Source organism: Micrococcaceae bacterium Sec5.7 (genome assembly GCA_039636785.1).
Classification (GTDB): domain Bacteria; phylum Actinomycetota; class Actinomycetes; order Actinomycetales; family Micrococcaceae; genus Arthrobacter.
The window spans coordinates 2,679,389-2,694,056 of record CP144169.1 but is presented as its reverse complement, the minus strand read 5'-3'; the positions used below and the strand labels follow the sequence as shown (position 1 = coordinate 2,694,056).

The following is a 14,668-nucleotide window of genomic DNA, read 5'->3' as shown; positions in this document are numbered from 1 at the left end:
ACGGGCTGGTCATCAGCTGCAACCCCTACCCGTGAAACCCGTAACCAAGGTAAGAGGCGCACTCATGACCCAGCCCGAACACGATCCTTTTGGCTTTTTCGGCCTGACTTACGACGACGTCCTGCTGCTCCCCGGACACACGGATGTCATTCCGTCAGAGGCTGACACCTCCTCCCGCATATCCAAGCGGATCCGCGTGCACACCCCGCTGCTGTCCGCCGCGATGGACACCGTTACGGAATCCCGGATGGCCATCGCCATGGCCCGCCAAGGCGGCCTCGGCGTGATCCACCGCAACCTGTCCATTGCGGACCAGGCCGATCAGGCGGACCGCGTCAAGCGCAGCGAATCGGGCATGATCACCAACCCGCTCACCATCGGCCCCGAGAAAACGCTTCTTGACCTGGATGAGCTCTGCGCACAGTATCGCGTGTCCGGACTTCCGGTAGTGGACGACGGCGGCCGGCTGCTGGGCATTGTCACCAACCGGGACACCCGCTTCATTCTGGAAACGGATTTCCCGCACCGCCTCGTCAGCGACGTGATGACCAAGATGCCGCTGATCACCGGCCACGTGGGCATCAGCCGCGAGGAGGCCTCGCACAAGCTGGCGACGAACAAGATTGAAAAGCTCCCGCTCGTGGACGAGCAGGGCCGGCTCAAGGGCCTCATTACCACTAAGGACTTCACCAAGGCCGAGCAGTACCCGCTCGCCACCAAGGACGACGAAGGCCGCCTCCGCGTGGGTGCTGCCATCGGTTTCTTCGGTGATGGCTGGGAGCGCGCCATGACGCTCATTGACGCCGGCGTGGACGCGCTGTTCGTGGACACCGCCAACGGCCACTCGCAGGGCGTGCTGGACTTGATCCGCCGCCTGAAGTCCGATCCCGTTGCCGCACACGTAGACATCATCGGCGGCCAGGCCGCCACCCGCGAAGGTGCCCAGGCGCTCATCGATGCCGGCGCCGACGGCATCAAGGTGGGTGTGGGGCCGGGCTCCATCTGCACCACCCGTGTGGTTGCCGGTGTGGGCGTTCCCCAGATCACCGCCATCTATGAGTCCGCCAAGGCGGCCATTCCTGCCGGCGTCCCGTTGATCGCCGACGGCGGGCTGCAGTACTCGGGCGACATCGGCAAGGCGCTGGTTGCCGGCGCAGACACCGTGATGCTGGGCTCGCTGCTGGCCGGCTGCGACGAGTCCCCGGGCGAGCTGATTTTTGTGAACGGCAAGCAGTTCAAGAGCTACCGGGGCATGGGCTCGCTGGGCGCCATGCAGTCCCGCGGCAAAAACACCTCCTACTCCAAGGACCGCTACTTCCAGGCCGACGTCTCCGGTGATGACAAGCTCATCCCGGAAGGCATCGAGGGCCGCGTGGCCTACCGCGGCCCGCTGGCATCCGTGGCCTACCAGCTGGTCGGCGGGCTCCGCCAGACCATGTTCTATGTTGGTTCCCCCACCATCCCTGAGCTGAAGAGCCGCGGCAGGTTTGTCCGCATCACCGCAGCCGGTCTCAAGGAGTCACACCCGCATGACATCCAGATGACGGTGGAGGCCCCGAACTACGGTTCGCGCTAAACAGCCCGGCCGGCCGCGGTATTAGGCTGATGAAATGTCTGAACTGCGGCCCGCACGGGAACCCAGCCGGAAGCTCGCTCTGCGGCCATACGCGCGGGCCGTGGCGCAGGTATTGAGGGTAAGTTTCCAGGCCTCGCCCGCAGCGGTGGTCATGAAGGTCGCCGGCTCACTGATCTCGGCGCTGCTTCCGCTGGTGACAACGTATTTCGCTGCGCTCACCACTACAGCGCTGGCCGCGGCCTACGCCGGCGACACCGAAGCCGGCCGGCAGGCAGTCGTCTACGTGATTATCACCGCGGCCCTCGGTCTCTTCTGGGGTGCCTTCAGCAGCGTGGACCGGTACATCCAGCAGCTGATGAGCTTCAAAGTCGGCGCCATTGTGGGCGACATGATGTACGAGCGCTTCCTGGCGCTGGAGTTCTGGCGTTACGACGACAAAGAGACCGTGGACCTCTACGACCGGGCGAAGCGGTTCTCCGACTCGTATGCGCGGGTCCTGGACCGTATAGCCGCGATCTTCACCCAGCTGGTGTCCGTCATCCTCGCCATCGGCGCACTCCTGCTCGTCAGCTGGTGGATCGCGGTGATTGTCCTCGTTGCCATCGTTCCCAGCGTCTACCTGCAGTTCAAGCTCTCGCGCGAACAGATTGCGCACTGGAATACACAAGTGGATTCGCGGCGGCAGCGCCGGATGATCGAAACCAACCTGCTGCGGCCACAGCACATCGCCGAGATGCGCCTGTACGGCATAGTGGGATACCTGATGGACCTGCGTTCGCGGCTCCGTGATGCAGATGAGCGCCGGAGGCTCGACTTCCAGAAGCGCTACATTCCCATGCAGCTTGCCGCCGATGCGCTGCAATATGGCGCACAGGTGGTCTCGCTCATCTGGGTGGTGGGGCAGATCATCGCCCGGGCCCAGCCGGTGGGGCAGTTCCTGTACGTCCAGCAGATCGTCAGCCGGGCGCTCTCCACGGCCAACAGCCTGGTTTCATCACTGAGCTCCATCGACGAGGATCTGGCAAACCTCACGGACTATGAGCTGTTCATGGCCATGCCCGTTCATGCGGAGCACGCGCCTCCCTTGCTTCGGGCCCCCGAGACGGTGGAACTGCTCGACATCAGATTTACCTACACCGGCAGTGACATCGAGGTCATCCGCGGAATCTCCCTGACCATCAGGGAAGGGCAGCACATTGCCATCGTCGGTGAAAACGGTGCCGGAAAGTCAACGCTCATCCGCATCCTCGCGGGTCTCTACAAGCCGGACTCAGGCCAGGTGATGCTCGACGGCGTTGACCTCGCCGCCGTCGACGTCAAATCCTGGCACCGGCACCTGGCCGTCCTGAGCCAGGAATTCCTGAAGTACGAATTCGCCACCGCTGCGGAAAACATCTACTTCGGCGATGTTGATTCGCCGCGGCACGATGACCGCATCCGCAAGGCCGCCTCGGACGCGGAGGCCCTCGAGTTCATCAACAAGCTTCCCAACGGACTGGACAACCACGTCAGCAACTGGATGGAGGATCCGCGCGGACGGAAGGGGAGCGGCCTGTCCGGCGGCCAATGGCAGCGCCTCGCGATGGCAAGGAACTTCTACCGGAACGCAACCTTCATGGTCATGGATGAGCCCACCTCGGCGATCGATGCCCTGGCCGAACACAGGATCTTCAGCCGCCTGTTCGCCGACCGCCGCAGCACCATCATCGCCATCAGCCACCGCCTGGCCACCATCGAGAAGGCGGACATCGTCTACATGCTCGAGGACGGGCAACTCGTTGAGCAGGGCACCCACAAGGAACTGGTGGCGCTCCGCGGGCGGTATTTCCGGATGTTCGAATCACAGCTGAATGTGGACGAAACCGAGGGCGTCTGAACCGGCTGCCATAAGCCAGGAACGGCCCTCGACAGCAGGACCGGTGCGGGGCAGCACCGTTCGAGCGGTTTCGGGCCGTTCTGAGGGCTAGCTGGTGGTCACCGCGGTGTCATCGACGTAGAAGTACGTCTGCAGCGAGGAATCCTCAACGCCGAGGAAGCGCAGGGTCACGCTTTTCCCCTTGAACGCTGAGAGATCAAGCGTCTTGGGCGCATAACCCGTGCTCTCATTCAGGTTGGAGTAGGTTGCCAGCGTGCTGGTGACGCCGCCGCTGATGACCTGGACCTTGAGGGTGTCATAGGCCGAGCTGGCGGTGGTTTCGTCCGACTGGACCAACACGTAAAAGGACAGTGAGGCGCTGGCCACCGAAGACGGAACGGCGAATGCCTGGTCCAGGTTGTACGACGTGGACTGGCCCCAGCCGTTCAGGCCAGCGAAACGTGAACCCGTGCGGGCACCGGTGCCGGTCTCGAAGGTGTCGGCCTTGTTGGACGTCCAGGAGACGGCGCCCTCTTCAAAACCCGGGTTGAGGAGCAGGTTTCCGGACGGCGGCGGGGTGGTGCCGCCCAGCAGGCCGAGGGTCTTGGTTGCATCCGAGAGCCCGGTGCCACAGCCGGCGGTGCAGCCGCCGGGCATAGCTCTGGTGCCCTGTTTGAGGGTTGATTCAACCTGGGCCGGGGTCAGCGAGGAGGACTTGGACTTCATAAGTGCCGCCAGACCTGCAACGTGCGGCGCGGCCATCGACGTGCCCTGGTAATTGGCGTAGCCTTCTGCGCCGGGAACAGTGGTGCCGGTGTTGATGGTGGAGAGGATGCCCCCGCCGGCAACGCGCACGTCGCCGCCCGGAGCCGTCACATCAACCGAGGAGCCAAAGTTCGAGTAGTAGGAGAGGCTGCCGCCCGGGTTGCTGGCCGCGACGCTCACCACGCTGTTGCAGTTGGCGGGCCGGAAGCCGGAGGCGTCCTGCCCGCTGTTGCCCGCAGCCACCACCACGGTGGTTCCCCGCGCAACGGCCGAGTCAATTGCTGCCTGGTAAGTCCCGCCGCAGGTGCCGCTGCCGCCGAGGCTCATGTTGATGACCTGCGCCGGATTGGCATTGGCCGGTACACCGCTGACCGCGCCGCCGGCGGCCCAGACGATGGCGTCTGCAATGTCCGACAGGGATCCTCCACATTTGGCGAGGACGCGCACCGGGACCACCTTGGCGTTGGGCGCCACGCCGGCCACGCCGTTGGCGTTCCCCGTGACAGCAGCCACGGTGCCGGCCACGTGGGTACCGTGCCACGACGAATTCGAGCCCTGGGCCTGGCCGCACTCGCCCGCGAGATACCAGTCGCCCTGGTCCTGTGGGTTCGAGTCCCGGCCATTATTGTCGCGGGCTGCCGCGGAGTCGGCCACAAAATCGTAGCCGGGAAGCACATTGGCGTTGAGATCGGTGTGCGAGGTAATGCCGGTGTCAATCACGGCCACCGTCACGCCGGAGCCAGTGGAAACGTCCCAGGCACCCGGAACCCGCATGCCGTTTGCTGCTGTGAAGTCCCACTGCTCGCCGTAGCGGGGGTCATCCGGGCTGAGCGCTACTGTCATGCGCGCATCAGGTTCTACGGATTCGACCGTTCCGGATGCCGCCAGCTCGGTCATGAAATCCTTGGCGGCCTGACCGGACAATGCCTTGTCCGAGGAGATCAGGGTGCCGCCGGTGGCCAGGGTGCGGACTTCCTGCACAGAGACCCCCTGCCGCCTGGCTGCCTTACCCCAGGCGTTGGCCCGGCCCTTGGCTGTGGCGGTCGCAGTGCCCTGCTTGTAGTTGACGATGAACTTGGCGTAGGACTCGCCGGCTGCAACGTTCTGCACCAACGCTGTGCCGCCGGTGCCGGATTCGGTCCCGCCGCTGTCGCCCGGGTCCGCGAAAACTGGAGCTCCGGCAAGCGACATGGTGCCGACGACGGCCGCCAGCGATAACGCAAGGACGCGGGGCGCCCTGAATGAACTGATTCCCACAGGATCTGCTTTCTCTCAACAGGGCACAACGCCGTGCCCCGACATCGGGGGATATGGGTTTGATGAGCGGCCCAGGCGTGATATCACCTGTTGACCGAGAGTAAACGTAAGTCTATTTTCAGATCTTGTAAACACTTGACAAAACAAGTCATATGAGCTTTAGCTATCAGTTGTGATGGCATCCGGGCGGCGTCCCTGCGCCTTACCCGGCGTGGTCAAGTAAAGTGGTCACGTGACTTACGAGATTGAGATTGGCCGTGGCAAGCGTGGGCGTCGTGCCTACTCCCTGGATGACATTGCGATCGTCCCCAACCGTCGTACGCGTGATCCCAAGGATGTATCCGTCTCGTGGCAGATTGATGCCTACAAATTCGACATGCCCGTCATAGCGGCACCGATGGACTCGGCCATGTCGCCGGAAACAGCCATTGCACTGGGCCGTCTTGGCGGTCTCGGGGTGCTGGACCTCGAGGGCCTGTGGACCCGTTACGAGGACCCGCAGTCCGTGCTGGACCAGATTGCTGCCCTCGAGGACGAGACCAACAGCCCGGCCGTGACGCGGCGGATGCAGGAGCTCTACCAGGCGCCCATCCAGCCCGAACTCATTACGTCACGACTCGCCGAAATCCGCACGGCCGGCGTCACCGTGGCCGGATCGCTCACCCCGCAGCGGACCCAGGAACACTACAAGACAGTTGTGGCCGCCGGCGTCGATATCTTTGTGATCCGCGGAACCACCGTCTCGGCCGAGCACGTTTCCAAGGACCACGAGCCGCTGAACCTGAAACAGTTCATCTATGAACTGGATGTCCCGGTTATTGTCGGCGGTGCCGCCGGCTACACCCCGGCGCTGCACCTCATGCGCACGGGAGCCGCCGGTGTTCTGGTGGGATTCGGCGGCGGAGCAACCACCACAACGCGCCGTGCCCTCGGTATCCACTCGCCCATGGCGTCCGCAATTTCGGACGTCGCTGCCGCCCGCCGTGACTACATGGATGAGTCCGGCGGACGTTATGTCCATGTCATTGCCGACGGCGGCATGGGCTCTTCCGGCGACATCGTCAAGGCCATCGCCATGGGAGCCGACGCCGTGATGCTGGGCAGCGCCCTGGCGCGCGCCGAAGAAGCTCCGGGCAAGGGCTGGCACTGGGGCCAGGAAGCCCACCACCTGGAACTTCCCCGCGGCGACCGGGTCAATGTGGGCACCGTGGGTCCGCTTGAGGACGTCCTTTTCGGACCCGGCCACCACACCAACGGAACGTCCAACCTGATCGGCGCGCTGCGCCGTTCCATGGCTACCACCGGCTATTCGGACCTGAAAGAGTTCCAGCGCGTCGACGTCGTGGTGTCACCTTACTCAGGAAAGTAGCCGGGAAAGCAGCGCCACCGGGCGCCTTCCACAAGACGGGCTTTCGAACCTGCCCATCGGCGCAGCAAGCAAGTAGTGTGGTTGACTACGGGCTTTTGTGCAGATGGAGGCGTTCGATGATGAGTGTGCCAGGCAATGAAAGTGGAACCGGTGCGGGTAGCGGTTCTGTCAACGCGCGGACCGGTTCCAAGGGCCCGGACCCGTCCGGTGCCCTGAGCCCGGACGCGCGCAGAGCATCGGTGGCGCGTCTTAAATCCACCGGTGAGCCCGGTCAGGAGCTGGACATCCTCATCGTCGGCGGGGGTGTGGTGGGCGCCGGATCCGCCCTGGACGCCGTAACGCGCGGACTGTCCGTGGGGATTGTTGAGGCCCGGGACTGGGCTTCAGGAACATCGTCCCGCTCGTCCAAGCTGATCCATGGCGGCCTCCGGTACCTCGAGATGCTTGATTTCGGGCTGGTTCAGGAGGCCCTCCAGGAACGCGGCCTGCTGATCCAGCGGATCGCTCCGCATCTGGTCCGGCCGGTGCCGTTCCTTTACCCCCTCACCCGGCGGTTCTGGGAACGGCCCTACGTCGGCGCCGGCATTCTGCTGTACGACACTCTGGGCATGACGTCCGGCAACAGCCGGGGTGTGCCCATGCACAAGCACCTGTTCCGGCGCGGAACGCTCCGGGCTGCGCCGAGCCTGAAAGACGATGCCTTCGTCGGCTCCATCCGCTACTACGACGCACAGGTGGATGACGCACGGCTCGTGGTCAACGTCGTCCGCACCGCTGCCAAGTACGGCGCCCACGCAGTCAACCGGCTCCGGGTGGTCGAGTTCCTGCGCGAAGGCGAACGCGTCGTCGGCGCGAAGGTGGAGAACCAGGAGGACGGCGAGATCTTCGAAATCCGGGCCAAGCAGGTAGTCAACGCCACCGGTGTGTGGACTGACGAAACCCAGGCCATGGTGACAGACCGCGGGCAGCTTAAGGTCCGGGCGTCAAAGGGCATCCACCTTGTGGTTCCGCGCGACCGGTTCCAGTCCACGGTGGGCTTGATCCTGCGGACGGAAAAGTCCGTGCTGTTTGTCATTCCGTGGGGCAGGCACTGGATTATCGGCACCACGGACACTGCATGGGACCTGGACAAGGCCCACCCGGCAGCGTCCAGCCAGGACATCGACTACGTCCTTGAACACGTGAACAGGGTGCTGAAGCGGCCCCTCACCCGCGAGGACGTGGAAGGTGTGTATGCCGGCCTCCGCCCGCTCCTGGCCGGCGAAAACGATTCCACCGCCAAACTCTCCCGCGAGCACGTTGTTGCCCACCCTGTCCCGGGGTTGGTGGTTGTGGCTGGCGGAAAGTTCACCACATACCGTGTGATGGCCAAGGATGCGGTTGATGAAGCCACCCGGGCCATGGACGAACGGGTGGCTCCCAGCTGCACGGAAACCATTCCGCTGCTCGGTGCCGAAGGATTCAAGGCGGCCTGGAACCGGCGGGCACGGGCCGCCGACGACGCCGGTGTTCACGTGGCGCGGGTGGAACATCTTCTTAACCGTTACGGGTCCATGGCTTCCGACGTGCTGGCTCTCATCACGGAAAATCCGGAGCTGGCGGAACCCTTGCCGGGCGCGGATGACTATCTGCAGGCGGAAGCTGTCTACGCCACTACCCACGAAGGTGCCCGGCATGTCCATGACGTGCTCACCCGCAGGACGCGGATTTCCATCGAGTCCTGGGACCGGGGTGTGTCCGCCGTGCCGGTAGTCGCTAAACTGATGGGAGAAATCCTCGGCTGGAGCGATGTGCAGCGGGAAAGCGAAATCAAGCACTACCTTGCACGGGTTGAAGCCGAAAGGCTGAGCCAGGAGCAGCCGGATGACGAATCCGCCGACGCCGCCCGTATTGGTGTGGACGACATCGTTCCGTTGCGCTGACCTTATCGCCGCAGCACACCTCCTCGCCTCACTGAAGGGACACGCCTTGGCGGAACCACTGGACCGGTACGATGCCGAACTCACCACACCCGAAATGGTGATTCTGGAGCTTGAGGCATCGGACAAGGCAGATGCGGCAACGCAGCTCGCCCAACGGCTTTTCGCCGCAGGGCGGGTCACTGACCTGGCCGGGTTCCTGGGTCACGTCAACTTGCGCGAACACCAGCTGGCCACAGGACTGCCGGGCGGCATCGGCCTGCCGCACGCACGAAGCGAGTTCGTCTCCCGGACATCCATCGCCGTCGGCATCACCAAGTACGGGCATGCCCTGGATTTCGGCGCCGCTGACGGTCCGGCCACCGTCATCCTGCTGATCGCCACGCCTGCGAGTTCGTTCTCGGACCACCTCGAAGTGCTGGCAACACTGGCGCGCTCGCTCTCGAAGGAGTCCTTCCGGGATTCACTGCGTCGCGCTTACGATCCCGAAGTGATCGCCGAACTGATCAACTCCAGCCTCGTGTTCTTCGACCACTGACGTTCGTCCGGTCCGGAGGGGTTCTTCCGGTCCGAAGGGGCAGGGCTGTCCGGAAGATCCGGCTATTCGGTCCGCCAGGACCTCCACAGTGCCGCGTAGGAGCCGTCCAGGGCGATCAGTTCGGTGTGGCTTCCCAGCTCAGTGATCCGGCCGTCCTCCACAACCGCCACACGGTCGGCGTCGTGCGCTGTGTGCAGGCGGTGCGCGATGGCCACCACTGTTCTGCCGGTCAGCACGGCGCTGAGTGAGTGCTCCACAGTGCGGGCAGACTGCGGGTCAATCAGAGAGGTGGCTTCATCGAGTACCAGGGTATGCGGATCTGCAAGAACCAGGCGCGCGAGCGCCAGCTCCTGGGCCTGCGACGGGGTCAGGGTGTAGGCGCCTGACCCCACCTCGGTTTCGAGGCCGTCGGGGAGCAACTCCGCCCAGCCGAGTGCACCAACATCGGCCAGCGCCACCTTCAGTTCGGTGCCGGAGGCATCCTCCTTGCCGAGCCGGAGGTTGTCCGCAAGCGAACCCACAAACACGTGGTGCTCCTGCGTCACCAGAGCCACGTGACGGCGCAGCTCTTCCACGGGGAGATTGACCAGCGGAACACCGCCCACAGTCACCGAACCGGCCGACGGCGGATGGATCCCGGCGATCAGGCGGCCCAGCGTGGATTTGCCCGCGCCGGACGGCCCCACCACGGCGAGCCGCTCGCCCGGCCGCAGCACAAGGTCAACCCCGTGCAGAACGTCGTGGCCGGGCCGGTAGGCGAAGCGGGCGCTGCTGACGGTGATCTCCTGGCCGTCCGGCACTTCTCCTGTTGCGACGCGGTCCGGGGCCACAAACTTCACACCCACGATCCGGGCCAGCGACGCGGCACCGAACTGGAGCTCGTCCAGCCATCCGATCAGCATGTTCACCGGCTCCACCAGCTGGACGGAATAGAGCGCGACGGCGGCAACCGCACCCGCTGTCGTCAGGTCTTCCGACACCATCCAGCCGCCCAGCAGCAGCACCACAAGGACCGGTGCCCAGAGCGCGGTTTCCGTGCAGGGAAACAGCACCGTACGCAACCAGAGGGTCTTGCGTTCGGCGGCGAAGGCTTCGCTGAGCCCCGCGACCGTACGCTCTGAACGCTGGGTGCCCAAACGGAGTGCATCCACAGTCAGGGAACCGTCGGCGGCCTCGCTGATGGTGCCGTTGACCTGGGCGTAGGCCGCGTGTTCACGCTGGTATGCGGGGCCGGAGCGTTTCAGGTACCAGATGGCGATGGGGATGATCAGCGGGGCCCCCACCAGCAGCGATAATGCCAGAAGCGGGGACGTAATGAACGCGGCCAGGAGGGTCAGCAGTACCGAAATAACTGCCACCAGCAATTTGGGGATGCCGAAGCGGACGGCGAAGGACAGCGCCTCGACGTCGTTGGTGGTGCGGGAGAGAAGATCGCCGGTGCCGGCCTTCTCCACGGTGGACAGGGGCAGGCTGGTGACGTCCCCCATAAAGTCCTCACGAAGCTGGGCAAAGACAGTCTCGCCGAGCACCATCCCCCGCAAGGAGGCAAAGCGGGTCATCAGGGCCTGCACCAGGATGCTCGCCAGCAGGGCGGAACACAGGATTGTCACGGTGGACATGGTGGTGCCGGACACCACGCTGTCCACGAGCCTGCCCAGCAGGAACGGGCCCATCAGTCCTCCGATCGCGGCCAGAACGTAGAGGCCAACCACCCCTAAAAGCCCACGTTGGTGTTCGCGCATGAGGCGCCACGTTTCCGACCGGACACGGGACGCATCCGCGATCGGAAGCCGGTTCCTGGGCGTGCTACTCACTGCGGATCACCACTGACTTGTAGTCGGGCTGGGTTGCCAGCAGTTCGGAGTGTGTGCCAGTCACGGGAGAGCCTTTTTCCGGAAGATAGATGACGGCATCCATAACGTTCAGCATGAGCGGGCTGGCAGTGACCACCAGGGTTGTTCTGCCCGGATTTCCCGTCGCGTTGCCGCTGCCGCTGCCGGCGCCCCGCAGCTCAGCGAGTCCGACGGCGATTCTCGCCTCGGTGTGCGAATCGACGGCGCTGCTCGGCTCCACCAACAGGAGTATCTCCGCATCGGTCAGCAGGGCGCGCGCCAGTGCCAGCCGCTGCCGCTGGCCGCCCGAGAAGCTACGGCCTTTTTCATCCACTTCGTGATCCAGCCCGCCGTCAATCGCATCGAGCACATCCATGGCGCTTGAGGTCCTGATGGCCTCGAGGATGCGTGCGTCCGAATGCCGCCCGTGCGGATCAAGCCCGGAGCGCAGCGGCCCGGTGAAAAGGTGGGGTTCGGCGGCGCTGTAGGAAATGCGGCGGCGTACCTCGTCCACCGGCAGATCGGCAACGGGGACGCCGCCCCAGCTGACCCTGGCCGAAGCCAGGTCATCAAACCTGCCCAGCCGTTTGGCTACTCCTGCGGACAGTGCCGGGTCTGCGGAAACCAGGGCGGTGAGCTTTCCGGAAGGAACCTCGACGCCGGAGAGGCCGTCCAGCAGCCGGCTTCCGGCCGGCGGTCCATCAAGGAGGCCATCGCTGACCAGCGGTTGGGTTTCGAGAATACTGATGACTTTCCGGGAGCCCACCACGGCCCTGATGACAACATTGAGTGCCTCCGAGCCCGTGCGGATGGGGGATACCAGGAACGCGGCAAATCCGTACAGGGAGATGAGCTGGCCGGCGGTGATCTGCCCGTTCAGTGCAAGGGACGCCCCGAGCCACGTGAACAGCACGGTGAACGTTCCCGCAATCAGCAGCTGGGAGCCCTCCAAGGTAGCCACGGAGCCTGCCAACCGGTTGCCTTCGATCCTTGCCTCCTGTGAGCGCTGCCGGTAACGGTCCACAAAGATCCGTTCGCCGCCGATTCCGCGCAGGACCCGCAGGCCCGCGACGGTATCGGCGCCCACCGATGTCATCCTGCCGGTGGCTTCACGCTGGGCCGACTGCCGCTGCTGGAGTGGCTTCACCACAAAAATCAGGAGTGCTCCCAGCGCCGGAACCCCGATAAGGACCCCGATCCCCAGTGGAAGGTAGATCCGGGCCACCAGTAGCGAGACGGCAACGTAGGAGACGATCGAGCCGCTGAGCCGGGCACTGACATCAAAGAGCTGGCCGATTCTGGGAGCGTCTGAAGATCCGGCCGTGACGATTTCACCCGTGGGCAGCTTGTTGGTCAGGGACTCGCCCGCGGTGGACACCTTGATGCCCACAAGTTCGTTGGTGCGAAGCGCCGCCTGCAGCCAGTTGCTGACAGCCATTCGGTGCCTCAGCGTGGCGGTGACGGCCTGGACGACGGCGAGGCAGAGCAGCACCCCGGCCCACAGCCACAGCGCGTCCCGGTCTCCGCCCACAATGCCCTCATCGATCGCCTTGCCGATGGCCAGCGGAGAAAAGGCCTGAGCCAGCATCCATACAATGCCGAAGGCCACCCCGGCCGCGAGGGTGGGTGCCTGTTGAGCACCCAGCCACGTCAGAAAGTGGCGGGGGGAGCGGAGATTTGGTCCGTTCGGTGAACGGTAGGGGTAATGGCGCACAACAAACCAGCCTATGGAGCGGCAGCGCCGTGGAACCGATATCTGAAAGATTGTTTTCAGATTGTGACCTCGAACGGGAAGCTGGCCGTTTCGTTGTTCTACAGGGGAACGAAGTACGGTTAAGGAGTGTGGAAAACTGCCATTAAACCCCGATGGATCGCAGGTCTGGTCTTTGCGATCGTCATTTCCGGGGTTTTTGTGCTCCTGAGCCAGTGGCAGTTCGGCCGGTCCACCCAGCCGGAATTGCCCGTCAGCGCCGCCACCGAGGAGCTCAAGCCACTCGCCGAGGTCCTCAAGCCCGGCGACTTTTTCCACGGCTCAGTGGCAGACCAGATGATCACCGCCACCGGCTCGTATGATCCGGCCAAGCAGGTTCTGGTACCCGGCCGCCTCCACGACGGCAACAAAGGCTACTGGGTGGTGTCAGCATTTGAGGTGACGGGTGCCCCGGCGCTAAGCGGTGCCGGAGCCTCTCCGCAGACGTGGATTCCAGTGGCGCGCGGCTGGGTGGCGGATCCCGCGGACGCCGCCGCACCGCCGTCGGGCACTATCAAACTGACCGGACGGCTGTTGCCGTCCGAAGCCCCGCTACCCGATACCGATCCCGGTGCCGGGCAGGCAACGGCCGTGTCAGTGGCCGAACTCATCAACGTCTGGGAAGTCAGCAGTTACCCGGGCTTCGTTGCGGCCTCGGCTGAAGTCTCCGGAAGCACGGATGTCAGCGCAGCCGGCGTTGAGGGCCAGCTGAAACCGCTCCGGATCGGCCCGCAGCCCCCTCCGCAGCAGGTGAACTGGCTGAATCTCTTCTACTCCGTGGAGTGGGTCGTCTTCGCAGGCTTCGCCCTGTTCATCTGGTGGCGTCTGGTCAAGGACGATTACCGCCGGGGCCTTGAGGACGAAATCGACGACGGCCACTCAGCCAGTGACGGAAGCAACACCGCGCCCGTCGAGCCGGCTAAACAACCCGCCAACCAGACTCAACAAAAGGTACAACCATGATCGAACCGAAACCGGCCGTCCAGCCGCCGCCATCCAACGGGAACGGATCAGCCGTGAAGAAACGACGGTTCGGCGGGACGGAAGCCCAGATCCGCTCGGCGCTCAAGTTCTACAAGGTGCTGGCTTACCTCACGGGGACCATGCTGTTGCTGCTCTGCGCGGAGCTTATTGCGCGCTACGCATTCGGCCAGTACCTGTTCGCCGGCGGCACCAACGCCGTGACCGGGCAGCCCTTTGGGCTGGGCTTCGCCGATGCCGAGCCCACGGGCGTCGTCGGGGGAGTGAATATCTCCGTGACGGTGCTTATTGTCCACGGCTGGATGTACGTGGTGTACCTCGTGTCCAACTTCCGCCTCTGGTCGTTGATGCGGTGGCCGTTCACCAAGCTCGTTCTGCTCGCACTCGGCGGTGTGATCCCGTTCCTGTCCTTCATCGTGGAGAAGAAGTTCCACGCCGAGGTGGATTCCGAGCTTGCGGCCAACCCGCAGGCCCCGCAGCGCTACTGAGCACGGCGCGAAACTTCATCACCTGCTCCCAGCTCCGCTGTTACGGACGGCATACTCCACCACGGAAGGCAGTTCGGGCAGGCCGTAGAAGCCGTTGCGAAGCCTTCGGATAGTGCCTTCGCGGACAGCCGCTGCGATCCTGCGCTGGCACGTAAACATCAGCAGCTGTCTGTTCGAGGCCGTTCGGCCGCAAGCCCGGAGGACCTCGTCTGGAGTCTTCGTGGCACCAGTTTTTGCGCGGCTGCCATCCACGTAAACAGGACTTCTACTCCATGTGGACAACTTGGTGCGCACAGAACTCCATCCGCCAGGCTGCATTCAGAGCGACTCGGGCCCGC

10 protein-coding genes are annotated in these 14,668 nt (G+C 64.4%); 7 read left to right on the top strand and 3 right to left on the bottom strand.

The genetic code is table 11. From position 1 onward, the window contains the following. The first annotated feature begins 64 nt into the window (after nucleotides 1–64). Complete coding sequence (gene guaB / locus V3C33_12790; GenBank protein ID XAS66372.1) at nucleotides 65–1,576, top strand: IMP dehydrogenase; 1,512 nt, start codon at nucleotides 65–67, stop codon at nucleotides 1,574–1,576. 34 nt (nucleotides 1,577–1,610) lie between these two features. Next, nucleotides 1,611–3,452 (top strand): ABC transporter ATP-binding protein, encoded by a 1,842-nt coding sequence (locus V3C33_12785; protein XAS66371.1) that lies wholly within the window; start codon nucleotides 1,611–1,613, stop codon nucleotides 3,450–3,452. 87 nt (nucleotides 3,453–3,539) lie between these two features. On the opposite strand, the gene V3C33_12780 is transcribed toward V3C33_12785, so the two are convergent. Next, complete coding sequence (locus tag V3C33_12780; protein ID XAS66370.1) at nucleotides 3,540–5,453, bottom strand: S8 family peptidase; 1,914 nt, start codon at nucleotides 5,451–5,453, stop codon at nucleotides 3,540–3,542. A gap of 232 nt (nucleotides 5,454–5,685) precedes the next feature. Here V3C33_12780 and V3C33_12775 point away from each other — a divergent pair, with 232 nt between their 5' ends. From V3C33_12775 to V3C33_12765, 3 genes are all read left to right on the top strand, one after another. Next, complete coding sequence (locus V3C33_12775; protein ID XAS66369.1) at nucleotides 5,686–6,822, top strand: GuaB3 family IMP dehydrogenase-related protein; 1,137 nt, start codon at nucleotides 5,686–5,688, stop codon at nucleotides 6,820–6,822. Nucleotides 6,823–6,938: 116 nt separating this feature from the next. Further along, nucleotides 6,939–8,744, top strand: coding sequence for a glycerol-3-phosphate dehydrogenase/oxidase (locus V3C33_12770; protein XAS66368.1), 1,806 nt, complete (start codon nucleotides 6,939–6,941; stop codon nucleotides 8,742–8,744). Between the two features lie 46 nt (nucleotides 8,745–8,790). Continuing rightward, a complete protein-coding gene (locus V3C33_12765) occupies nucleotides 8,791–9,279 on the top strand; it encodes a PTS sugar transporter subunit IIA (GenBank protein ID XAS66367.1) in 489 nt (162 codons plus the stop codon). Nucleotides 9,280–9,341: 62 nt separating this feature from the next. Here V3C33_12765 and V3C33_12760 read toward each other — a convergent pair whose 3' ends face one another. Together V3C33_12760 and V3C33_12755 are read right to left on the bottom strand one after the other, a co-directional pair. Then, nucleotides 9,342–11,021, bottom strand: coding sequence for an ABC transporter ATP-binding protein (locus V3C33_12760; protein ID XAS66366.1), 1,680 nt, complete (start codon nucleotides 11,019–11,021; stop codon nucleotides 9,342–9,344). Between the two features lie 64 nt (nucleotides 11,022–11,085). Next, entirely contained in the window at nucleotides 11,086–12,825 is a 1,740-nt protein-coding gene (locus V3C33_12755; GenBank protein XAS66365.1) for an ABC transporter ATP-binding protein, read from the bottom strand. 126 nt (nucleotides 12,826–12,951) lie between these two features. On the opposite strand from V3C33_12755, the gene V3C33_12750 reads away from it, so the two are divergent. Together V3C33_12750 and V3C33_12745 are read left to right on the top strand one after the other, a co-directional pair. Continuing rightward, on the top strand, nucleotides 12,952–13,824 hold the full coding sequence (locus V3C33_12750) for an SURF1 family protein (GenBank protein ID XAS66364.1): 873 nt from the start codon (nucleotides 12,952–12,954) through the stop codon (nucleotides 13,822–13,824). After that, nucleotides 13,821–14,330, top strand: a complete 510-nt coding sequence (locus tag V3C33_12745) for a DUF3817 domain-containing protein (protein ID XAS66363.1) — start codon at nucleotides 13,821–13,823, stop codon at nucleotides 14,328–14,330. The genes V3C33_12750 and V3C33_12745 overlap by 4 nt, the downstream gene beginning before the upstream one ends. Nucleotides 14,331–14,668 lie beyond the last annotated feature (338 nt).

Coding starts and splice junctions, on each gene's coding strand:
- V3C33_12785 (XAS66371.1), top strand. CDS start 1,611: ATGTCTGAACTGCGGCCCGCACGGGAACCCAGCCGGAAGCTCGCTCTG.
- V3C33_12745 (XAS66363.1), top strand. CDS start 13,821: ATGATCGAACCGAAACCGGCCGTCCAGCCGCCGCCATCCAACGGGAAC.
- guaB (XAS66372.1), top strand. CDS start 65: ATGACCCAGCCCGAACACGATCCTTTTGGCTTTTTCGGCCTGACTTAC.
- V3C33_12770 (XAS66368.1), top strand. CDS start 6,939: ATGATGAGTGTGCCAGGCAATGAAAGTGGAACCGGTGCGGGTAGCGGT.
- V3C33_12760 (XAS66366.1), bottom strand. CDS start 11,021: ATGCGCGAACACCAACGTGGGCTTTTAGGGGTGGTTGGCCTCTACGTT.